Consider the following 22,952-nt stretch of genomic DNA (forward strand, 5'->3'; position numbering starts at 1 on the left):
GCATCAGGCGTCCGCGCGCAGCAGATCGGCGCACTTCTCGCCGATCATCATCGTCGTGATGCACGGGTTGACCGTGACGAGGTCCGGCATCACGGAGCCGTCGGCGACGCGCAGGCCCTCGGTCCCCTTCACGCGAAGCCGCGCGTCGAGCGGGGCCGAGGGGTCGTCGTCCGCGCCCATCTTCACCGTGCACGCGGGGTGGTAGACGGTGTTGTGCGTCTTGTGGATGTAGTCGAGCAGCTCGTCATCGGTGCGCACATCCGGCCCGGGAGCCAGCTCCGCGCCCGCCCAGCCGCTGAGCGCGGGCTGCTCCGCGATGCGCCGCGCCAGCTTCAGCCCGTACGTCATCACGCGCGCGTCGTGCTCGTGCGTGAAGTACCGCGGGTCGACCAGCGGCTTGTCCCGGTAGTCGCGGGTGCGCAGCCGCACGGTGCCGCGTGACTTCGCGCGCGTCACGTTGGGCGTGAGGCAGAAGGCGTTCTCCGACGTCGGATAGCCGTACCGCGCGGTGTTCATGTCGAAGGGTACGGAGCCGTAGTGGAACATCAGGTCGGGCCGGTCGAGGCCGGGCTCGGTGTCGTAGAAGATGCCTGCTTCCCACCACTGGCTGGACGTGGTGGTCATCGGCTGCTTCGCCTCCCACATGATCACGCCCTCGGGGTGGTCCTGGAGGTTCTCGCCGACCCCGGGGGAGTCCACGAGCACGTCCACGCCCATCTCGCGCAGATGACCGGCCGGGCCTATTCCGGACAGCATGAGGAGCTTGGGCGAGTCGATGGAGCCGCAGGAGAGGATCACCTCGCGGCGGGCCCGCACCGTCCTGGTGTGGATGAGATCGGGGTCGAGGTACTCGGCGCCCACGCAGCGCCGGCCCTCGAAGACGAGCCGCTTGGCCCGTACCCCGGTCCGCACCGTCAGGTTGCGCCGCTTGCCCATGACCGGGTGCAGATAGGCGACCGAGGACGACTGGCGGATGTTGTTCTCGTCGGAGTTGATCTGGAACCAGTTGGCGCCGCGCACCACCGTGTTGCCCGAGTTGAACGCCGTGGTCGGGATGCCGGCCTCGGCGCAGGCCGCGAGCAGCGCGCTGCCGCACGGGTCCGCGCCCTTGAGCGTGCGCAGCTTCACCGGGCCGGAGCGGCCGTGGTGGTCCCCGGGGGCGTCGTTGTTCTCCAGGCGCTTGTACAGCGGGAACACATCCGCGGCGCTCCACCCCGTGCAGCCCGCCGCCGCCCAGTCGTCCAGGTCCTCGGCCGGCGCCCAGAAGGCGATGCACGAGTTGTGGGACGAGCAGCCGCCGAGGACCTTGGCGCGGGCGTGCCGCATGAAGCTGTTGCCGCTGGTCTGGGGCTCGACGGGGTAGTCCCAGTCGTATCCGGAATCCAACAGGGCCATCCAGCGGTCCAGTTGGAGGACGTTGTCGTCGCCGACGTCGCTCGGCCCCGCCTCCAGGACGCACACGGTGACGGACGGATCCTCGGACAGGCGCGCCGCGACGACGTTTCCGGCGGTGCCTCCGCCGACGACGACGTAGTCGAAGACATCGGAGTTCACGGGCTGGTTCACGGGCTGGTTCACGGTGTGGTGACCTCCTCCAGGGCAACGGAATCATCGGACGGGGCAGGCTGGGCCGCGTGCTCGGCGAGGACACCGGTGCGGTGCCGCTGGACGAACCAGTAGTAGGCGAAGCCGCCGCCCGCGATCACTCCGATGAACAGGACGGCGCCCCAGCGCAGGTACCAGTGGTAGGGGGCGACGGCGTTGTACACGGCCGCGCGCGGCCAGATCAGGTTGAGCGTCATGACGCCGCCCCACAGCACGGCGATGATGTTGACGGGCAGTCCCCAGCGGCCGAGGGAGAACTTCCCGTCGCCCGCCGGCTGCCACTTCCCGCGCAGGCGGGCCACCAGCATCGGGCCGGTGACCAGCAGATAGGCGAGGTAGATCATGATGATGCCGATGCTGGTGACCACGGTGAAGATCTGCGGCTGGCGGATGTTGACGACCAGGATCGCGAGCGCCAGGACGCCGATGACGACGGCCGGGGCGACCGGTGTCTTGAAGCGCGGGCTGACGCGGCCGAGGACCGACGACGCCGGCAGGTTGTTGTCGCGCGACATCGCGAAGGCGAGGCGGATCGCCGCCGTGTGCACGGCGAGCGCGCATACCGTGACCGCGATCAGGACGCACCACAGCATCGCCTTGCCCGCCGTCGGGCCGAGCACGTCGAGGACGACGTACTGCAGGCCGTCCGTCGACAGCTTCTTGCCGGTCAGGCTCGACACGCTCATCAGGGCGAGCAGCAGGATCAGCCCGCCGAGGACGAACGAGGCGACGATCGCGCGGATGATGGCGCGCGGCGCGCCCCGCGTCGGGTCGAGGGACTCCTCGCCGAGCGAGGCCGCCGTGTCGAAGCCGTACATGACGTACGCGGAGGCCAGCGACGCGACGAGGAACGCGCTCAGATAGCCGAAGGGCTGGCCGTGGCCCGCCCCCGCCGTGTGCGTCACGACCTGCGGGCCACGCACGATGTGCACCGCGAACAGCACGATCAGGACGACGGTCGCGATCAGCTCGAGGAAGACCCCGGCCGTGTTGATGGTCGCCATCAGCTTCACGCCGAAGGCGTTGACGAGCGTCGTGAACAGGATCAGTACGGAGGCCAGGACGACGGCGTTGGTCGCGACGTCGTACGGGCCGGTGCCGTCCCCGATGAACTGGAAGGCCGACGAGATCTGCGGCAGCGTCAGCTGGTAGGCGAGCGCGACGGCCGCGATCGACACGACCGAGGCGAGCAGCATCATCCACCCGGCGAGCCAGCCGATGTGCGGATTGCCCACCTTCTTCGCCCAGTTGTAGACCGAACCCGCGACGGGGTAGCGGGCGGCCAGTTCGGCGAAGCACAGGGCGACCATGAACTGGCCGCCGAACACCATCGGCCAGGACCACCAGTAGGCGGGGCCGCCGTTCGCGTATCCGAAGTAGAAGAGCTGGAAGGTGCCGGTGAGGATGGAGATGTAGCTGATGCCCGCGGCGAAGGTGTGGAAGTTGCCCAGCGTGCGCTTGAGTTCGGGCCGGTAGCCGAACTCGGCGAGCTCGGCGTCGTCCCCGCTCCGGCTCTCCTGTGTGCTCGCGTCCTGGCTCATGACGGGTCACCATCCTCAGGACACTCCGGCGGCGCGCCGAACCAGCCCTGCGCGACGGGCTGCGTATTGCGCCAGATGTGCTTGGTCTCGCGGTACTCGGCGAGCCCGGAGGGGCCGAGTTCGCGCCCGGTGCCGGACTGCTTGTAGCCGCCCCACTCCGCCTGGGGGACGTACGGGTGGTAGTCGTTGATCCAGACCGTGCCGAGGCGCAGGCCGGCCGCGACCCGCGCGGCCTTCCCTTCGTCGCTGGTCCAGACGGCGCCCGCGAGCCCGTAGATCGAGTCGTTCGCGAGACGCACCGCCTCCTCCTCGTCGGTGAACCGCTCGACGGTCAGGACCGGGCCGAAGGACTCGTCCTGCACGACGGACATGCCGCTCGTGCACTCGTCGAGGACGGTCGGCCGATAGTAGAAGCCCTGCTCGTACGCGGCCGACTTCGGCCGTGCGCCGCCGCAGCGCAGCACGGCCCCCTCCTCGACGCCCCGTGCGACGTACGCCTCGACCTTGGCGCGGTGCGCGGCCGAGATCAGCGGCCCCGTCTGCGCTTCCTCGTCGAACGGGCCGCCCAGTCTGATGAGTTCGGCGCGCCGCACGACCTCGTCGACGAAGCGGTCGTGCAGTGAGTCCTCCACGAGGAGCCGCGCGCCGGCCGAACACACCTGCCCCGAGTGCAGGAACACCGCGGTGAGCGCCATGTCGACGGCCGCGTCGAAGTCGGCGTCCGCGAACACGATGTTCGGGTTCTTGCCGCCGAGTTCGAGGGCGACCTTCTTGACGGAGCCCGCCGCGGCGGCCATGAGCAGCCGTCCCGTCCGCAGACCGCCCGTGAACGACACGAGGTCCACGTCCGGATGGTCGCCGAGCGGCGCGCCCGCCTCCGGGCCCGCGCCGAGGACCAGGTTGGCGACGCCCGCGGGCAGCCCCGCCTCGTCGAGCAGCCGCATCAGATGGATCGCTGTGTGCGGGGTGAGCTCGCTCGGCTTCAGGACGAAGGTGTTGCCGGCGGCGAGCGCCGGGGCGACCTTCCACGCGGTCTGCAGGAGCGGGTAGTTCCACGGGGTGATCAGGGCGCACACCCCGACCGGCTCGTATACGACCCGGCTCTCGGCGCCCTCCGTCCCGGTCTCCACGACGCGTCCGGTGTCGGCGGCCGCGAGCCGCCCGAAGTAGCGGAAGCAGTTCGCGATGTCGTCGATGTCGTACGCGCTCTCGACCAGCCGCTTCCCGGTGTCCAGGGACTCGGCGCGGGCCAGTGCGTCCTTGTCGCGCACGAGCAGGTCGGCGACGCGCAGGAGGAGGTCGCCGTGCTCGGCCGCCGTCATCCGGGGCCACGGGCCTTCGTCGAAGGCCCGGCGGGCCGCGGCGATCGCGTCGGCGGTGTCCTTGGCCCCCGCCTCGTCGACCACGGCGACGAGCGAGCCGTCCGCGGGGCACCGGATCTCTCGGGTCCGCTCGTCCCGGGCGGTGGTCCACACGCCGCCGATGAACAGGTCAGGCATGGGCACCGCCCAGCTTCGAGGTCAGCCATTCATGGAAGATCCCGATGTGGTGCTCGGTCGGGACGAGCACGCCGCCGCGCCGGTAGGCACGGGAGTCCATCGCCGGCTGGGTCCGCTCGCAGGCCTCGAAGTCCTGGGCGTTGACCCGGTGGAACAGCTCCACGGACTTGGAGACATCGGCGCCTGACGCGACGACCTCGGGCGCGTAGAGCCAGTCGCACTCGACGACCGTACGGTCCTCGGCCAGCGGGAACATCCGGTGCAGGATCACATGGTCGGGGACGAGGTTGATGAAGACCGTCGGCCTCACGGTGATCGCGTAGTAGCGGCGGTCCTGGTCGTCGGCGACCTCGGGCAGCCGGCCGAAGCCCTCGCTGCCGTCGACGGTGAAGCCCTTCACGCCGTCCCCGAACTCGGCTCCGTGGCCCACGTAGTACTGGGCGGCGTAGCCGTCCGCGAACTCCGGCAGGACGTCGGTCAGTTCGGGGTGGATCGTCGCGCAGTGGTAGCACTCCATGAAGTTCTCGACGATCAGCTTCCAGTTGGCCTTCACGTCGTACGTGATGCGCTTGCCGAGGGCGAGATCCTGGGTGTGGTAGCGCTCGATCGAGGCCGTGTCGCCGAGCCGCTCGACGGCCGCGCCGACCACCGTCTCCTCGAAGGAGGGCGGCTCATCTGCCAGGCAGACCCAGGCGTAGCCGAGCCACTCGCGCAGGGCGACCTTGACGAGGCCGTACTGGGTGCGGTCGACGTCCGGCATCCGCACGAGGTTCGGCGCAGCGATGAGCTTGCCGTCGAGGTCGTACGTCCACGCGTGGTACGGGCACTGGAGGTTGCGGCGGACCTGGCCCGACTCCTCGGTGCACAGGCGGGCGCCGCGGTGGCGGCAGACGTTGAGGAATGCCCGTAGTTCGCCGGTGCGGGACCGGGTGATGAGGACGTTCTCTCGGCCGACCTGGACCGTGCGGAACGCGCCCGGCTTGTCGAGGTCGGCTGAACGCACGGCGCAGAACCACATCGACTCGAAGATGCGTTCCTGCTCCTGCCGGAAGATCTCCGGATCGGTGTAGTAGTGCCCGGGCAGCGTGGCCATCAGGCTGGGGGCAATGGGGGTCGTCGTCACGTGCGTACTCCTCAGGCGGGCGCGGCGGCGAGGCGGCTGGGGTCGAAGAGGTCGATGGGGTGCGCGGTGGTGCCGGTGAGCGCGAGGTCGGCGACGATCTCGCCGACGACGGGCACGAACTTGAAGCCGTGGCCGGAGAACCCGGCGGCCACGGTGACGGACTCGGGGTGGGCGGGGTGCCGGGCGATCACGAAGTGCTCGTCGGGTGTGTTGGAGTACATGCAGGTGGCAGCCTTGAGGAAGGTCCCGGGCAGGCTGGGGATCTGGCCCGCCAGGTGCTCCGCCATGGCCGCGACCTCGTGGTCGTGGACCGTGCGGTCGATGGTCTCCGGGGTGCACTCGACGCCCTTGCGGAAGAAAGCGACCTTCGCGCCGAGGTCGGGTCCGTCGATGGCCGGGAAGCCGTAGGTCTGGACGCCGGCCGCGTCCTCCCAGATGTAGACCGGGTGGTTCTCCGAACGGAACGGGGCGGTTCCCGTGGTCGGCTGGAACCAGTACATGACCTGCCGTTCGATCGTGAACGGCACCCCGAGATCGGTCAGCAGACCGGGCGCCCACGCCCCCGGGCAGATCACCAACTGGCCTGCCGTGTAGGTGTTCTCGGCCGTGTGGACGCGCACCCCGTCCTTGTACGGCTCCCAGCGCGTCATCGGCTCCTCGAAGTGCAGGTCGGCCTCCTGACGGGTGGCGAGCTGGAGGTGGGCGGCGACGGTGTTCTCGGGGCGCACCAGACCGGCCCGCTCCTCGTACAGCGCCACCTCGTCGTCCCTCGGGGTGAGCGTCGGGAAGCGGCGGCGGATCTCGCGGGCGTCGAGCATCTCGTGCGGCAGGTCCCACTGCAGGGCGGACAGCAGGGACCCGGAGACGGTGCGCGAGTCGGGGCGGCCGAGCATGACGCCGCCGCACGGGGTGGCGACCTCCCGCCCGGTGGCCCGCTCCAGGTCCGCGTACAGCTCGTACGAGCGCAGCAGCAGCGGTACGTACGCCGGGTCCTCGAAGTAGGACTGCCGGGTGATGCGGGAACCGCCGTGGCTGGAGCCGCGGTTGTGGACCGGGCCGAACTTCTCCAGGCCGAGCACGCGTGCGCCGCGGGCGGACAGGTGGTGGGCGGCGGCGCTGCCCATGCCGCCGAGGCCGATCACGATCACGTCGTAGGTGGGTGACATGTCCGAACCTCCGTGCGGTCAGCGGCGAATGCGGGTCATCTTCGGGTCGAACAAGGGCTCGTCGGCGACGGTCGCGGGGATCTTCTCGCCGAAGTACTCGATGTGGACGCCGGTACCGGCGGCGAGCGGCGGTAGCCACGCGTACGCGACACAGCGGCCCAGCGTGTAGCCGTACGACGCGCTGGTGACGTAACCGGCCGGGACCCCTTCGACGTGCACGGGCTCCTTGCCGAGGACGACGGCCGCGGGGTCGTCCAGGAGGAGCGGCGTGAGCCTCCGGGCCGGCTGCTCGCCCTTCCGCTCCAGTGCGGCCCTGCCGAGGAAGTCACCGCGATCCATGCGGACGGCGAATCCGACGCCCGCTTCGTACGGGTCGTGCTCCTCGGTCATGTCGTGGCCCCAGGAGCGGTAGCCCTTCTCCAGGCGCAGGCTGTTGAAGGCCGAGCGCCCGGCCGCGATCACGCCGTGCTCCCGCCCCGCCTCCCACAGCGTGTCCCACAGGCGCAGCCCCAGGTCGGCGGTGGTGTACAGCTCCCAGCCCAGCTCACCGACGTAACTCAGGCGCATCGCGGTGACGGGCACGTGGCCGAGGTAGGTCTGCTTGGCGCGGAAGTAGCCGAAGCCCTCGTGCGAGAAGTCGTCGCGGGTCAGCGGCTGGACGAGGTCGCGGGCCAGCGGGCCCCAGACGCCGATGCAGCAGGTCCCGGAGGTGATGTCCCGGATCTGTACGTCACCGGGCGCGTGGCGCGTGAGCCAGTCCAGGTCGGCGGGGGAGTTCGCGCCGATCTGGAACAGGTCCGGCGCGAGACGGGCGACGGTCAGGTCGGACCGGATGCCTCCCGCCTCGTTCAGGAGGAGCGTGTACGTGACCGCGCCCGGCTTCTTCGCGAGATTGTTCGACGTCATGCGCTGGAGGAAGTCGAGGGCGCCCGGACCCGTGACCTCCAGGCGGCGCAGCGGCGTCATGTCGTAGAGGGCGACCTTCTCGCGGGTGGCCTTTGCCTCGGCGGCCGCGATGGGCGACCAGTAGCGGGCCGACCAGGCGTCGCGCTCGGGCAGATCGCCGGTGGGCAGGTCCGCGTTTGCCTCGTACCAGTGCGGACGCTCCCAGCCGCCGCCCTCCAGGAAGTACGCGCCGAGCTGCTCCTGGCGGGCGTGGAAGGGGCTCACCCGCAGCGGGCGCGGCTGCTCCGCCGGCTGGAGCGGGTGCAGGACGTCGTAGACCTCGACGAACTGCTGCGCCCCGCGGTCGTGCACGTAGGAGGGGGAGCGCTGGGCGTCCTCGAAGCGGGTGAGGTCGCACTCGTGCACGTCGACGGAGGGCCGCCCGTCGACCATCCACTCGGCGACCGCCTTGGCGACGCCCGCCGAATGCGTCACCCACACTGCCTCGGCCAGCCAGAATCCGCGCAGCGCACGGGTCTCGCCGAGGACCGGCATCCCGTCGGGCGTGAAGGAGAAGACGCCGTTGAAGCCCTCCTCGATCTCCGTCCCACGCAGCGCGGGGATCAGCCACCGGCAGTCCTTCCAGCTGGGAGCCCAGTCCTCCTCGGTGAAAGGCAGCGACGACGGCATGTCCAGCTGACTCGCCCGCGCCTCGTCGTAGTCGAGGACCTTGAACGGATCGACGGGCAGCGGCTTGTGGGCGTAACTGCCGATGCCGATGCGGTCGGTGTGCTCACGGAAGTACAGATCACGGTCCTGGAAGCGGAGGATCGGCTTCGAGGCTTCCGTGCGGGGGTCGTTGGCCCCTGCGAGCTCCGCCATGGGCCCGGTCTTCGCGTACTGGTGCGCGAGGGGCAGGAGCGGGACGTCCACGCCTGCCATGCGGCCGATCACCGGGCCCCAGAATCCGGCGGCGGAGACGACGTGGTCGGCGGGGAAGCTGCCGCGGTCGGTGACCACCGCCGTGACCCGGCCGTCCTCCTGCTCGATGCCGGTGACCGTGTGCCGGTCGAGGAACGTGGCGCCGCGGCCGCGGGCGCGTTCCATCTGGGCGCGGGAGGCGAGCAGTGCGCGGGCCAGGCCGTCGTCGGGAGTGTGGAAGCCGCCGAGTACGGCCGACTCGTCGATGAGGGGCCACAGCTCCTTGCACCGGGCGGCGCTGACGAGTTCGCCCCGCACGCCCCAGGAGGCGGCGTAGCCGGCCTTGCGGTGCAGGTCGGCCCAGCGTTCGGGGGTGGTCGCCAGCTCCAGGCCGCCCACCGGGTTGAAGCAGGAAAGACCGTCCACCTCAAGGGTGTTGAACTTCTCCACCGTGTACCGGGCGAACTCCGTGAGGGTCTTGGACGGACCCGTCTGGAAGACCAGTCCCGGCGCGTGCGAGGTGGAGCCGCCGGGGGCCGGCAGCGGGCCCTGTTCGAGGACGGTGACGTCGGTCCAGCCGCGGGCCGTGAGTTCGTCGGCGAGGGAGCAGCCGACGATTCCGGCGCCGATGACGACGACGCGAGGGCTGGATGTTCCGGGCTTTTCGGGCGTGCTGGACATGCCCCTCCTCATGCTGGTGGGGATGGAATGGCCTTATGCGGCAGGTATGTTGGCGCGCTCTGCGGCGATGGTCGTGTCCTGGCCGTGGCCGGTGTGGACAACCGTGCCGCCCGGCAGGGTGAGGAGCCGGCCGCGGATGGACGCCGCGATCGTCGGGGCGTCGGAGTACGAGCGGCCGGTAGCGCCCGGGCCGCCGTGGAAGAGGGTGTCGCCGGTGAACACGGCGTCGAGGAACGGCACGTAGAGGCTGCAACTGCCCCAGGAATGACCGGGGGTGTGCAGGACCTGGACGTCGACCCCGGCGACGGTCAGGAGCATCCCGTCGGTGAGCTCCGCGTCCGGCTTGCGGTCCGGGTGCACCGCCTCCCACAGCTCGTGCTCGGCGGGATGCAGGAGAACGGGGGCGCCGGTCGCCTCGGCGAGATCGGCCGCGGCGCCTATGTGGTCGTCGTGCCCGTGGGTGCAGACGATCGCGGTGACGCGGCGTCCGGCGACGGCGGCAGTGATCGACCGCGCGTCGTGCGCCGCGTCGACGATCAGGACCTCCTCGTCGTCGCCGATCAGCCAGACGTTGTTGTCGACGTCGAAGGTCTCGCCGTCGAGGCTGAACGTGCCGGAGGTGACGACGCGTTCGGCACGGACCGCAGGGCTCACAGGACCACCACCGAGCGCAGCACCTCGCCGCGGTGCATCTTCGCGAACGCCTCCTCCACCTGGTCGAGGGCGATCGTCTCGGTCACGAACCCGTTCAGGTCGAGCAGCCCGTAGAGGTACTGGTCGATGAGGACCGGGAAGTCACGGCTCGGCAGGCAGTCCCCGTACCAGGAGGACTTGAGGGCGCCGCCGCGCGAGAACAGGTCGATGAGCGGAATGTCCAGCGTCATGTCCGGCTCGGGCACGCCGACCTGGACCAGCACGCCCGCGTGGTCGCGCATGTAGAACGCCTGCTTGTACGTCTCGGGGCGGCCGACCGCGTCGATGGCGATGTCGACGCCGAACCCGTCGGTGAGTGCACGCACCGCCTCGATCGCGTCCGTGCCACGCGAGTTGACCGTGTGCGTGGCGCCGAACTTCTCGGCCTGGTCGAGCTTCTTGTCGTCGATGTCGACGGCGATGACGCGGCGCGCGCCGTTGAGACAGGCACCCGCGATGGCCGCGTTGCCGACGCCGCCGCAGCCGATCACGGCGACGGTGTCGCCGCGCTGGACGTTGCCCGTGTTCACGGCCGCGCCGTAGCCGGCCATCACGCCGCAGCCGATCAGGCCCGCGGCCTCGGGACGCGCCGCAGGGTCGACCTTGATCGCCTGTCCTGCCGCGACCAGGGTCTTCTCGGCGAAGGCGCCGATGCCGAGCGCGGGGCTCAGCGGCGTTCCGTCGAGCAGCGTCATGGGCTGCGTCGCGTTGCGCGAGTCGAAGCAGTACCAGGGGCGGCCGCGGCGGCAGGAACGGCAGTTGCCGCAGGGGGCGCGCCAGGCGAGCACCACGTAGTCGCCGGGGGTGAGGTCGGTGACCCCCTCGCCGACGGACTCGACGGTGCCGGCCGCCTCATGGCCGAGCAGGAACGGGAAGTCGTCGTTGATGGCGCCCTCCCGGTAGTGCAGATCCGTGTGGCAGACCCCGCACGCCTGCACCTTGACCAGAACCTCGCCCGGGCCGGGATCGGGCACGACAATCGTCTGCACCTCGACGGGTGCGCCCTTCTTCACAGCAACGACGGCGCGGACCTCATGTGGCACGACCAAACTCCTCTGCTGTTGCGCAATGCACGCTCAGTTGCGCGATGAGGAACATCTTGGAAACGCCATCAAGGCCCCGTCAAGAGGTGGGAGTTAATGCTTGGCAAAACGATCGGCCGCACCGAAACCTCGTCGACACACGCAGAACGCGGGGCCAGGTTTCCCTGACCCCGCGTTCAGTAACCGTGCTGCGGAACGTCCTGCTAGTAGCCGTATCCCATCCGGCGCGACAGTTCGGTCGAAGCCGCGACGGTGCGTTTGGCCAGCTCAGGGAGGTGTTCCTCGGTCAGCCGGTACACGGGACCCGACGCGCTGATCGCGCCGATGACCTTTCCGTCGTGGGCGAACACGGGGGCCGCGACCGCGGCGAGGCCGACCTCCAGCTCCTCCACGGCGACGGCGTACCCCTGGTCGAGCACGGCCTCCAGCTCGGCCCGCAGCGACGCCGCCCCGGTCGCCGTGTGCGGGGTGAAGCGCGCCAGCGGGCGGGCGAGCAGGCCCTCGCGCAGCGCGGACGGCAGATGGGCGAGCAGCACCTTGCCGCTCGATGTGGCGTGCAGGGGGGTGCGTCTGCCCAGCCAGTTCTGCGCCGTCACGGAGGCGGAGCCGCGCGCCTGCATGATGTTGACGGCGACATCGTCGTCGAGGATCGCGATGTTGACCGTCTCGCCCAGCTCGTCGGCCAGTTCACGGCAGACGGGCACGCCCTCCTGTGAGATGTCCAGGCGCACTGCCGCCGCCCCCGCGAGGTGCAGTACCCCCGCCCCCAGGTAGTACTTGCCGCGGTCCTTGGCCTGCCCGACCAGGCCGCGGTTCTCCAGCACTCCGAGCAACCGGAACGCGGTGGACTTGTGTACGTCCAGCTCGTCGGCGATCTCGGTGACCCCCGCCTCGCCGAGCCGGGCGAGGATCTCGAGGACACTCACCGCGCGGTCCACGGACTGGACGGCGCCGGCCGCGCCCTTCGGGGTCTTCTCCGGTGTCCTCGTGCCTGGCTCAGCCTGCAATTCCTTGCGGGTCATCACTCAACTCTCACCACCTTGCGACCCCTTGGCGGGTCGCATCTTCGAGAAGCCCTTGACGCGGCGGGCATCTCGACCGGATTCTGTTGCGCATAGCGCTCCCTCGTGCGCCATACGAAACTTCATGTTACCGAACAGTCCTGAGCCAGACAGTCCTGGACCAAAGAGGGGGGCCCGTGATTCCCGTCTGCCGCCTTGAAGACCTCCCCGAGGGCGGATCCGTCCGCATCGACACAGCACCGCCCATCGCCGTCTTCAATGCTGACGGTGAGCTGTACGCCATCGACGACACCTGCACCCACCAGGACGCCTCCCTGTCGGAGGGCTGGCTGGAGGGCTGTCTGGTCGAATGCCCGCTCCACGAGGCTTCATTCGATCTCCGCACCGGGCGGCCGACCTGCCTGCCCGCCCGCCGCCCCGTACGCACCCACCGGGTGACCGTCGACGACGGCGTGGTCCACGTCCATCCTGCCGCCGAGGAAGGTACCGCCGCATGAGCACTGTCAACGGAATGAGGACGGGATCCGGCATGAGGACCGTGACCGTGGTGGGCGCCTCGCTCGCCGGGCTGTACGCCGCGCGTGAACTGCGGGCCCAGGGCTTCGACGGGCGTCTCGTCATCGTGGGCGAGGAGCCGCACCGCCCGTACGACCGCCCGCCGCTGTCCAAGGACTTCCTCCTCGGGAAGGCCGGCGAGGACCAGCTCGCCCTGTCCGACGTCGACGAGACGCTGGAACTGGGCGCCGAGTGGATGTTCGGCGTGCGGGCCCGCGGGCTCGACGCGCGCGGCCGCACCGTCCTCCTGGAGGACGGCCGCACGGTGTCCACGGACGGGGTCGTCATCGCCACCGGGGCGAGCGCCCGCCGGCTGCCCGGCCCCGCCCTCACCGGCGTGCACACGCTCAGGACCCTCGACGACGCTCGCTCCCTGCGTGCCGAACTGCTGCGCGGGCCGCGGCGCGTGGTCGTGATCGGCGGCGGGTTCATCGGCGCCGAGACAGCGTCTTCGTGCGCAGCGCTCGGCCACTTTGTCACCGTCGTGGAGGCGGCGCCGCTGCCGCTCCTGCCTCAACTCGGGCCGGAGATGGCCGCGGTGTGCGCGGGGCTCCACGCACGCGGCAGGGTGGAACTGGTCACGGGCGTCGGGGTCGCGGCACTGCACGGTGACAGCACGGTCCACGGCGTGGAGCTGGCCGACGGGCGTGTGCTGCCCGCCGACGTGGTCGTCGTCGGCATCGGTGCCGTGCCCAACACGGGCTGGCTCGCCGGTTCGACACTCGCGTTGCACGACGGCGTGCTCTGCGACGACGGCTGCGTCACGGCGCTGCCCCAGGTCGTGGCCGTGGGCGATGTGGCCCGCGTGGGCGGGGCGCGGGCCGAGCACTGGACGAGCGCCACGGCCCAGCCGCGGGTCGCCGTGCGCAACCTGCTGGCGGGCCGCGCCGTCGAGACCGTGCGGCCGCTGCCGTACTTCTGGTCGGACCAGTACGGCTCGCGCATCCAGTTCGCCGGGCGCAGAAGGGACGGGGACCTGGTCCGAGTCGTCGAAGGCGCCGTGGAGGACGGGAGTTTCCTCGCACTCTACGAGCGCGCGGGCGTGACCACGGCCGCGCTCGCGGTGGACCGGCCGCGACCCTTCACACGCGTGCGCCGGGAGCTGGCGCGCGGCGAGGCGCGACCGGTCGTGCAGAACGTCGCGGAGGCGGTGGCGCTGTGACGGCGGCTCTCGCCTCGGGCGCGCGTAGGTAGCCGACACCTGTCCCAGCGCTACGTGACTGCCACCGATCCCATCCCACCCACCTACGCAGGCGCACTCACGCGCACCTGACTACCGACGAGCCAGCTGCACGCGTCTACGTATGCGTCAACTGTCCGGCCCCGCCACGCCTCCGTATGCGTTCCGGGGCCGGACGGCCCTGCGCGCGTGCCTGCCGGCGGGCCTGGCGACGCTCCCTGCGCAACTGCCGCGCCGTGCTATTGGGCGCGGACACCACGCCGTTGCGCTGGTTCCAAACCTGTCGGGTCACCCAGACGTCCAGCACGCCCCAGGTCGCCACGACCGTGCTCCCCACGCTGCTCAGCACCATCGGGAACGCCAGCCATGAGTCGGCGACGGTGCACAGGAACGCGATCACCGCCTGCATCAGGGTCAGCGCGACGATGAGCACCGCCCGTACCGCCGCCGTCCGCACCGGATCAGGCATCCGGCGCCGCCCCGCCGGCTCCTCGACCCACAACTCCCCGCGCCGCTCTGCCGTGCCCATCAGTTCGCCACTCCCCACCGCCGTCACAGCCCGCCGCCCTGGGTGCTCCCGCACCGGGGCCCTTCGATGGCTGCCCGGATTGCGCCGCTTTACGCTGCCCGCTCACCTCGTGCGGGCCTCATCGCGTATGCCCCGTAAGGAAGGACGTACGGCGGCGTCGAAAGATTCCCCCGAATTGCGGCGGTCACTTCCGCCCCGCCGAAGATCGATCGATTCCGGCCAACTGCCGCCCGAGTCCGGCCGGATGGTGCCGGATTCCGAGAGCCACTTTGCGGGATGCAATCTCCCGCAATGCCCGGACACATGCTGACGTCCCACTCCACCTGCCACCGGACAGCATCCGGACAGCCCTTCGAGTTGCACCTGCGTCAGTAGTAGGCTCGCGCCGTTTGTTGCCGCACATGTGTACCCCTGACCGCAGGGGTCGATCTGGGGGAGGCCATGCGCTTTCGCGGGAAGTCCATCCGCCGGAAGATCGTGGCGTTGCTCCTGGTGCCGCTGGTATCCCTGACCGCCATCTGGGCTTTCTCCACGGTGATCACGGGCCGCGCCGCGACGCAGCTGCTGTCGTCGGGGAGGGTCGCGGACGAGATCGGCTACCCGATCGCCGACGCCGGCCGGATCCTTCAGGAAGAGCGCCGCCAGACCCTTGTCTATCTGGCCGACCCCCGGGCCTCCGACGCCCTCTCCAAGCTGCGCAGTCGCCGCAGCGCCTCCGACGAGGCGATGGCCCAGATCAAGGCGAAGGCCGAGAACTCCGGGATCCGCGACGACATGAGCGACGACTCCCGGCGCCGCATCTCCACCGTCGTCGAGGGATTCGACGGCATCGAGTCCCTGCGCCGCAACGTCGACGAAGGAACCGTCACCCGCGAGCAGGCCCTCGACTTCTACAACCGCCTCATCGACCCGACGTACGACTTCCTGCTCACGCTCAGCTCCTTCGACAACTCGACGATGGACCGCCAGGGCCGCGCCGTCATCGGCGTGCTGCGCGCGCGTGAACTGCTGTCCCGCGAGGACGCGTTGGTCGGCTCGGCGCTCGTCGCCCGCAGGATCACGCACAAGGAACTCCGTCAGGTCTCCGACCTCGTCGCCCAGCGCGGCATCCTGTACGACACCAGCCTCGCGCTGCTCCCCGACGACGACCGCGCCGAGTTCGAGCGCTACTGGAAGAGCGCCGACACGGCGGCCCTGCGCACGGCGGAGAACACACTCGCCGACTCCACGGCGGGCACCCCCAGGGGCGTCACCGCACGTGCCTGGAACGACGCTTCGGGCCAAGTGCTCGACGAGCTGGTCAAGCGCGACACCGCCGCCACGGAGCGCTACCAGGACCGGGCGCGCCCCGTCGCGATCAACGTCTTCCTGCAGGCCGGAGCCGCCGGTGTGCTCGGCCTGCTCGCGCTGCTGCTCTCGCTGTTCCTGTCCGTACGCATCGGCCGCAGCCTCGTCCGCGACCTGCGGCGGCTGCGCCTGGAGGCCCACGAGGCCTCCGGTGTCCGGCTGCCCAGCGTGATGCGCCGCCTCGCGGCCGGCGAACGCGTCGACGTGGAGACCGAGGCCCCCCGCCTGGAGTACGACAAGAACGAGATCGGTCAGGTCGGACAGGCGCTCAACACCCTTCAGCGCTCCGCCGTCGAGGCGGCCGTGAAACAGGCCGAACTGCGCCACGGCGTCTCCGAGGTCTTCGTCAACCTCGCCCGGCGCAGCCAGGTGCTCCTCCACAAGCAGCTCACCCTGCTCGACACGATGGAGCGCAGGACCGAGGACACCGACGAACTCGCCGACCTGTTCCGCCTCGACCACCTGACCACACGCATGCGGCGCCACGCGGAGGGCCTGGTGATCCTCTCCGGGGCTGCCCCCTCCCGGCAGTGGCGCAGGCCCGTCCAGCTCATGGACATCGTCCGGGCCTCCGTCGCCGAGGTGGAGGACTACGAGCGCATCGAGGTCCGGCGCCTGCCGCGCATCGCGGTCACCGGCCCCGCCGTCGCCGACCTCACCCACCTCGTGGCCGAACTCCTGGAGAACGCCACGGTGTTCTCGCCGCCGCACACCGCGGTGCACGTCATCGGCGAGCGCGTCGCGAACGGCTTCACCCTGGAGATCCACGACCGGGGCCTCGGCATGGCGGCCGACGCGCTCCTCGACGCCAATCTGCGGCTGGCCGAGACGCCCGAGTTCGAACTCTCCGACACCGACCGGCTCGGCCTCTTCGTGGTCAGCCGGCTCGCCCAGCGCCAGAACGTCCGCGTCTCGCTCCAGCCGTCCCCGTACGGCGGCACGACCGCGGTCGTCTTCATCCCGGACACTCTGCTCACCGAGGCCCCCGACACCGAGGGCGCCGGCTTCCGTCTCGACCGTCCGAACAGCTCCGGGCGCGGCGAGGGCCCCGGCGTGCGCTCCCCGAAGCTCTCCACGGCAGGCAGCCCGCTCCCGGGCCTTCCCGCCTCCCTCCTGGACGGGCCCGTGGAGCTGGAGGCGCCTCTGGCGGCGTCGGGCCTCGCGCCCTTCCCCGGCGCACTCGACGACGAGGACAGCGAACGAGGCGGGCTCTTCCGGCCGCGCCGCCGCTCCGCCGGGCTCCCCGGAGAGCAGCACCAGCACGCGCGCGACGAGTTCGAGAACCGGCCCGAGCCGACCCACCGCGCCGGTGGACCCGAAGGCCCCGACGCCGATGAAGCGCCCGTGCCGCTGCCGCGCCGCAGGGCGCCCAAGCTCGTCAGCTCGCACGGCAGGCCCGTCACCCACACGAGGTCCGGAGAGCCGGAACCGGACAACCGCAGCACGGACGCGCAGCCCGGGACCCCGGGCAGCGTCCCACCCGAGCCCACGGCCCCGACCCCGGACACCTCCGGGGACACGTACCGTCCGGAAGCCCCGGAGGGACCCCGCGAGCGCCGTCTCACGTCGGCGTCCGCGCCGGACCTGCCGCGCAGGCGCGCCCGTGCCGAGGCCACGGGGGACGTGACTCCTGCACGTCGCCCGGAGCCGGTGCGCGACCCCGCGCCGGAACCGGCCGCCGACGCCCCCGCGCCGAGCGGTCTGCCCCGCCGTGTGCGGCAGGCCAATCTCGCCCCGCAGCTCAAGGAAGGACCCGACCTGCGCGCCGACCGCGCCGCAGACCGGGAGGGGCCCAACCACTCGGACAGCCCCGCCGAGCGCGACGCCGACGAGGTCCGCAACAGGATGGCCTCGCTCCAGCGGGGCTGGCGCCGCGGCCGCGAGGAGAACGCCGCAGGCGACGACGCCTCCGACGGCACAGCACAGGGAACGACATCTGAGGGGGACGGTCGATGACCGCACCGAAGGCCGCAGCACACACCACCGCGAACGGCGGTTCCGGGGAGCTGAACTGGCTCCTGGACGACCTGGTGGAGCGCGTCGCCAGTATCCGCAAGGCGCTCGTGCTGTCCGGGGACGGCCTCCCGACCGGGGTCTCCAAGGACCTCACCCGGGAGGACAGCGAGCACCTCGCCGCCGTCGCCTCCGGCTTCCACAGCCTGGCCAAGGGGGTCGGCCGGCACTTCGAGGCGGGCAGCGTCCGCCAGACCGTCGTGGAGCTGGACGACGCCTTCCTCTTCGTCACGGCCGCCGGCGACGGCAGCTGCCTCGCCGTCCTGTCGGACGCGGACTCCGACGTCGGTCTCGTCGCGTACGAGATGACCTTGCTGGTCAAGCGGGTCGGCGTGCATCTGGGGACCGCTCCGCGCACCGATCTGTCCGCCGGCGGGTAGTGGGCCGGTATGAGTCCTGACGGGGAGGGGACGCAGGAGACGTACCACTGGTTCGACGACGACGCCGGACCGGTGGTTCGCCCGTACGCCATGACACGCGGCCGCACCACCAGCGCGGCCCAGCATCGTCTCGACCTGATCGCGGTCGTCGTCGCAGAACACCGCAGCGGCGACCCCGCCGCCGACCAGACGCTGTCCCCGGAGCACGTGGACATCGTCGGGCTGTGCCGCCACAGCCCTCAGTCCGTGGCCGAACTCGCCGCGGAACTCGACCTTCCCATCGGTGTCGTACGCGTCCTCATCGGCGATCTCGTCGACGGGGAACTGGTCCATGTGACCCGGCCCGTACCCCCTGCCGAGCTCCCGGACGAGAGTATTCTGCGCGACGTGATCAACGGTCTCAGGGCGCTCTGACCCACGCGTACACCGAGGCCACACACGGGGGGTGGGGACCAGGCGAGCAGCGGGGCGAACAACGGAGACGCGCGTGACAGGCTGGCAGTTCTGGATCGACCGAGGCGGCACGTTCACCGATGTCGTCGCGCGGCACCCCGACGGGCGCCTGCTCACCCACAAGCTCCTGTCCGACAACCCCGCCCGCTACCGCGACCCCGCCGTCGCTGCGATCCGTGAACTCCTCGACAGCGAGGGCGAGTCGGGGCACACCCGCGTCGACTCCGTCCGCATGGGCACCACCGTCGCCACCAACGCCCTCCTGGAACGCAAGGGCGAACGCACCGCCCTGGTCGTCACCCGGGGCTTTCGCGACGCCCTGCGCATCGCGTACCAGAACAGGCCCCGCATCTTCGCGCGCCGCATCGAACTGCCCGAGCTGCTCCACGAACGGGTCATCGAAGCCGACGAGCGCGTCGACGCCCACGGCGCCGTCCTCACCCCCCTCGACACGGACGCACTCGAAGTGTCGCTGCGCCAGGCGTACGACGACGGGATCAGGGCACTCGCCGTCGTCTGCATGCACAGCTATCTGTACCCCGACCACGAGCGGCGGATCGGCGCCCTCGCGGCCAGGATCGGCTTCCCGCAGATCTCGCTCTCCAGCGAGGTCAGCCCCCTGATGAAGGTCGTCCCGCGCGGGGACACGACGGTCGTCGACGCCTACCTGTCGCCGGTCCTTCGCCGCTACGTCCAGCAGGTGGCGGACCAACTCGCTGGCGTACGCCTGATGTTCATGCAGTCCAACGGCGGGCTCACCGAGGCCGGACAGTTCCGCGGCAAGGACGCCATCCTGTCCGGACCAGCCGGCGGCATCGTCGGCATGGCCCGGGTCTCCCGCCTCGCCGGCTTCGACCGCGTCATCGGCTTCGACATGGGCGGCACGTCCACCGACGTGTCGCACTACGCGGGGGAGTACGAGCGCGTCTTCACCACGCAGATCGCCGGCGTGCGCCTGCGCGCCCCCATGCTCGACATCCACACCGTCGCGGCCGGCGGCGGGTCCGTACTCCACTTCGACGGCAGCCGCTACCGCGTGGGCCCCGACTCCGCGGGCGCCGACCCGGGCCCCGCCTGCTACCGCGGCGGGGGCCCGCTCACCGTCACCGACGCGAACGTGGCCCTCGGGCGCATCCAACCCGCCCATTTCCCCAGAGTGTTCGGCCCCGAGGGGGACCAGCCCCTGGACCACACCCTCGTACGGGACCGCTTCGCCGCGCTCGCCCGCGAGATCCGCGACCGCACCGGCGACGACCGCACCCCCGAACAGGTCGCCGAGGGCTATCTGCAGATCGCCGTCGCCAACATCGCGAACGCCGTGAAGCGGATCTCCGTCCAAAAGGGCCACGACGTCACCCGCTACGCCCTCACCACGTTCGGCGGAGCCGGTGGCCAGCACGCGTGCCGGGTCGCCGACTCACTCGGCATCCGCACCGTCCTCGTACCGCCCATGGCGGGAGTCCTGTCCGCTCTCGGCATCGGCCTCGCCGACACGACCGCCATGCGCGAGCAGTCCGTCGAGGCGCCGCTCGAACCGTCCGCCATGCTGCACGTCCACAAGACCGCCGACGACCTGGAGGGCGCGGCCCGCGCCGAACTCCTCGCCGAGGACGTGCCCGAGGACCGCGTCCGCGTCACCCGCCGGGCCCAACTGCGCTACGACGGCACCGACACCACGCTCACCGTGGAACTCACGGACCCCGACACGATGCGCGCCGCCTTCGAAGAACGCCATCGCGCCACCTACTCCTTCACCCTCGACCGCCCTCTCGTCGTCGAAGCACTCTCCGTCGAAGCAACCGGCCTCACCGCACCCCCCGATCTGTCCGCCCTCGCACCCCGCTCGGCCCCGCCCGCCGCCCCGGAAACCGTCAGCCTCCACACCGGCGGCGCCTGGCGCGACGTGCCCCTGCACCGACGCGACCAACTGCCGCCCGGCGAAAGCGTCACCGGACCCGCGATCATCGCCGAGTCCGGTTCCACGACGGTCGTGGACGACGGCTGGCGAGCGGCCGTGACGGACGACGGCCACCTGATCATGGAACGCGCGGCGGTCACGGAGAGTTCCGACATCGGCACGGCAGCCGACCCCGTACTCCTCGAGGTCTTCAACAACCTCTTCATGTCGATCGCCGAACAGATGGGCGCCCGCCTGGAGTCCACCTCCCAGTCGGTCAACATCAAGGAGCGCCTCGACTTCTCCTGCGCGCTCTTCGACCCCGACGGCAGCCTCGTCGCGAACGCCCCCCACATCCCCGTCCACCTGGGATCCATGGGCACAAGCGTCAAGGAGGTCATCCGCCGCCGCGGCACGCGCATGCGGCCGGGGGACACGTACGCCGTCAACGACCCCTACCACGGGGGCACCCACCTCCCCGACGTCACCGTCATCACCCCGGTCTTCGACACGGAGGGTGAGCGGATCCTGTTCTACGTCGCCTCGCGCGGCCACCACGCGGAGATCGGCGGCATCGCCCCCGGCTCCATGCCCGCGGGCAGCCGCACCATCGAAGAGGAAGGCATCCTCTTCGACAACTGGCTGCTCGTCGAAGGGGGCCGCTTCCGCGAGACGCAGACCCTGGGCCTGCTCACCGGCGGCCCGTATCCGTCGCGCAACCCGCGGACCAACCTCGCCGACCTGCGCGCCCAGATCGCCGCCAACCAGAAGGGCGTCGACGAAGTCGCCCGCATGATCGACCACTTCGGGCTCGACGTCGTCCAGGCGTACATGAAGCACGTCCAGGACAACGCGGAGGAAGCGGTGCGCCGCGTCGTCGACGCACTACAGGACGGCGAGTTCGCCTACGAGACCGACTCGGGCGCCGTGATCCGCGTCCGGATCACCGTGGACCGCGAACAGCGCAGCGCGACCGTCGACTTCACCGGCACGTCACCACAGCTCGCCACCAACTTCAACGCGCCCTTCGCCGTCGTCAACGCGGCCGTCCTGTACGTCTTCCGCACCCTCGTGGACGACGACATCCCCCTCAACGACGGCTGCCTGCGCCCCTTGCGCATCGTCGTCCCGCCCGGCTCGTTCCTCGCCCCCGAGCCGCCCGCCGCCGTCGTCGCCGGCAACGTGGAGACCTCCCAGGCCATCACCGGCGCCCTCTACGCGGCCCTGGGCGTCCAGGCCGAGGGCTCCGGGACGATGAACAACGTGACCTTCGGCAACGAGAGCCACCAGTACTACGAGACCGTGGCCTCGGGCTCCGGCGCCGGCAACGGCTTCCACGGAGCGCCCGTCGTACAGACCCACATGACCAACTCGCGGCTCACCGACCCCGAGGTTCTGGAGTGGCGACTGCCCGTCCTGCTCGAGGAGTTCGCCGTGCGGCGCGGCAGCGGGGGCCCCGGACGGTGGCACGGCGGCGACGGCGCCGTACGCCGCCTCCGCTTCCTCGAACCCATGACCGTGTCCACCCTCTCGCAGCACCGCAGGGTCCCGCCGTACGGCATGGCGGGCGGCGGGCCGGGGGCCCTGGGCGCCAACTCCGTGGAGCACCCCGACGGCACGGTCGACCGGCTCGCTGGCAGCGACTCGGCGGACGTGCTCCCCGGCGACGTACTCGTCATCGAAACCCCCGGAGGCGGCGGATACGGTCCGCCGCCGCCCGCCGGGAACGACCACAGCGACAGCAGTGAGGCAGGAGAAGAGACCCATGATCTTCGGGCGTTCTGAGCGCGGCAAGCCCCCCGTGGAGCCCGTCACGCTCAAGATCCTCGTGGCCGGCGGATTCGGCGTGGGCAAGACGACGCTCGTCGGTGCGGTCAGTGAGATCAAACCCCTGCGCACCGAGGAGCTGCTCAGCGAGGCGGGCCGCCCGCTCGACGACACCCGGGGCGTCGAGGGCAAGCACACCACCACGGTCGCCATGGACTTCGGCCGGATCACGCTCCGCGAGGACCTGGTGCTCTACCTCTTCGGCACCCCCGGGCAGGACCGTTTCTGGTTCCTGTGGGACGAGCTGGCGACCGGCGCTCTGGGTGCCGTGGTCCTCGCCGACACCCGCCGCCTGGAGGACTGCTTCGCCGCCGTCGACTACTTCGAGCGGCGCTCCATACCGTTCGTCGTGGGCGTCAACTGCTTCGAGGGATCGGCTCGTTACCCGGCCGACGACGTACGGCAGGCCCTCGACCTCGACTCCGACGTGCCCGTCCTGCATTGCGACGCGCGCGAGAAGGAGACCGTCAAGGAGGTCCTCATCGGTGTCGTCGAGCACGCGATGGCCGTGGGCGCGCGCCGCCGCCAGCCGGCCACCACCTGAACCGCCCGCGCGCCGACGGAGGACATGGGAACGGCCCGCACCCTCGCC

General features: G+C 70.9%; 17 protein-coding genes. 7 read left to right on the forward strand and 10 right to left on the reverse strand.

Annotated features, from left to right (window positions below):
* Nucleotides 1-3 precede the first annotated feature (3 nt).
* From OHA58_RS30945 to OHA58_RS30985, 9 genes are all read right to left on the reverse strand, one after another.
* On the reverse strand, nt 4-1,554 hold the full coding sequence (locus tag OHA58_RS30945; RefSeq protein WP_405485261.1) for a GMC family oxidoreductase: 1,551 nt from the start codon (nt 1,552-1,554) through the stop codon (nt 4-6).
* 20 nt (nt 1,555-1,574) lie between these two features.
* Nucleotides 1,575-3,146, reverse strand: a complete 1,572-nt coding sequence (locus tag OHA58_RS30950) for an APC family permease (RefSeq protein WP_405482837.1) — start codon at nt 3,144-3,146, stop codon at nt 1,575-1,577.
* Nucleotides 3,143-4,645, reverse strand: coding sequence for an aldehyde dehydrogenase family protein (locus OHA58_RS30955; protein ID WP_405482838.1), 1,503 nt, complete (start codon nt 4,643-4,645; stop codon nt 3,143-3,145). The genes OHA58_RS30950 and OHA58_RS30955 overlap by 4 nt, the downstream gene beginning before the upstream one ends.
* A complete protein-coding gene (locus tag OHA58_RS30960) occupies nt 4,638-5,738 on the reverse strand; it encodes an aromatic ring-hydroxylating dioxygenase subunit alpha (protein ID WP_405485263.1) in 1,101 nt (366 codons plus the stop codon). Before OHA58_RS30960 ends, OHA58_RS30955 begins: the two co-directional genes overlap by 8 nt.
* Nucleotides 5,739-5,779: 41 nt before the next feature.
* Nucleotides 5,780-6,934 carry an N-methyl-L-tryptophan oxidase gene (solA, locus tag OHA58_RS30965; RefSeq protein ID WP_405482839.1) on the reverse strand — a complete coding sequence of 385 codons (1,155 nt, stop codon included), beginning with the start codon at nt 6,932-6,934 and terminating at the stop codon, nt 5,780-5,782.
* Nucleotides 6,935-6,952: 18 nt separating this feature from the next.
* The gene (locus OHA58_RS30970) at nt 6,953-9,421 is read right to left on the reverse strand and encodes an FAD-dependent oxidoreductase (protein WP_405482840.1); all 2,469 of its coding nucleotides are present in this window, start codon (nt 9,419-9,421) and stop codon (nt 6,953-6,955) included.
* Between the two features lie 33 nt (nt 9,422-9,454).
* Complete coding sequence (locus tag OHA58_RS30975; protein WP_405482841.1) at nt 9,455-10,075, reverse strand: MBL fold metallo-hydrolase; 621 nt, start codon at nt 10,073-10,075, stop codon at nt 9,455-9,457.
* Nucleotides 10,072-11,157, reverse strand: a complete 1,086-nt coding sequence (locus tag OHA58_RS30980) for an S-(hydroxymethyl)mycothiol dehydrogenase (protein WP_405482843.1) — start codon at nt 11,155-11,157, stop codon at nt 10,072-10,074. Before OHA58_RS30980 ends, OHA58_RS30975 begins: the two co-directional genes overlap by 4 nt.
* Nucleotides 11,158-11,360: 203 nt before the next feature.
* Nucleotides 11,361-12,179, reverse strand: coding sequence for an IclR family transcriptional regulator (locus OHA58_RS30985; RefSeq protein WP_405482844.1), 819 nt, complete (start codon nt 12,177-12,179; stop codon nt 11,361-11,363).
* 176 nt (nt 12,180-12,355) lie between these two features.
* On the opposite strand from OHA58_RS30985, the gene OHA58_RS30990 reads away from it, so the two are divergent.
* Nucleotides 12,356-12,676 carry a bifunctional 3-phenylpropionate/cinnamic acid dioxygenase ferredoxin subunit gene (locus tag OHA58_RS30990; protein WP_116503570.1) on the forward strand — a complete coding sequence of 107 codons (321 nt, stop codon included), beginning with the start codon at nt 12,356-12,358 and terminating at the stop codon, nt 12,674-12,676.
* Nucleotides 12,677-12,708: 32 nt separating this feature from the next.
* Entirely contained in the window at nt 12,709-13,896 is a 1,188-nt protein-coding gene (locus tag OHA58_RS30995; protein ID WP_405485265.1) for an NAD(P)/FAD-dependent oxidoreductase, read from the forward strand.
* 136 nt (nt 13,897-14,032) lie between these two features.
* Here the strand turns inward: OHA58_RS30995 and OHA58_RS31000 are convergent, their stop codons facing one another.
* Nucleotides 14,033-14,470: a hypothetical protein gene (locus OHA58_RS31000; RefSeq protein WP_405482846.1), complete on the reverse strand. Its 438-nt coding sequence runs from the start codon at nt 14,468-14,470 to the stop codon at nt 14,033-14,035.
* Between the two features lie 414 nt (nt 14,471-14,884).
* Here OHA58_RS31000 and OHA58_RS31005 point away from each other — a divergent pair, with 414 nt between their 5' ends.
* From OHA58_RS31005 to OHA58_RS31025, 5 genes are all read left to right on the forward strand, one after another.
* Complete coding sequence (locus OHA58_RS31005) at nt 14,885-17,746, forward strand: nitrate- and nitrite sensing domain-containing protein (protein ID WP_405482847.1); 2,862 nt, start codon at nt 14,885-14,887, stop codon at nt 17,744-17,746.
* Nucleotides 17,743-18,183, forward strand: coding sequence for a roadblock/LC7 domain-containing protein (locus tag OHA58_RS31010; protein WP_100597501.1), 441 nt, complete (start codon nt 17,743-17,745; stop codon nt 18,181-18,183). Before OHA58_RS31005 ends, OHA58_RS31010 begins: the two co-directional genes overlap by 4 nt.
* 9 nt (nt 18,184-18,192) lie before the next feature.
* Nucleotides 18,193-18,597, forward strand: coding sequence for a DUF742 domain-containing protein (locus OHA58_RS31015; RefSeq protein ID WP_405482850.1), 405 nt, complete (start codon nt 18,193-18,195; stop codon nt 18,595-18,597).
* A 73-nt stretch (nt 18,598-18,670) separates the two neighbouring features.
* Entirely contained in the window at nt 18,671-22,318 is a 3,648-nt protein-coding gene (locus OHA58_RS31020; RefSeq protein ID WP_405482851.1) for a hydantoinase B/oxoprolinase family protein, read from the forward strand.
* Nucleotides 22,299-22,904 (forward strand): GTP-binding protein, encoded by a 606-nt coding sequence (locus tag OHA58_RS31025; RefSeq protein ID WP_405482853.1) that lies wholly within the window; start codon nt 22,299-22,301, stop codon nt 22,902-22,904. Before OHA58_RS31020 ends, OHA58_RS31025 begins: the two co-directional genes overlap by 20 nt.
* Nucleotides 22,905-22,952 lie beyond the last annotated feature (48 nt).

Source organism: Streptomyces sp. NBC_00009 (assembly GCF_045040855.1).
GTDB classification, from domain to species: domain Bacteria; phylum Actinomycetota; class Actinomycetes; order Streptomycetales; family Streptomycetaceae; genus Streptomyces; species Streptomyces aureus.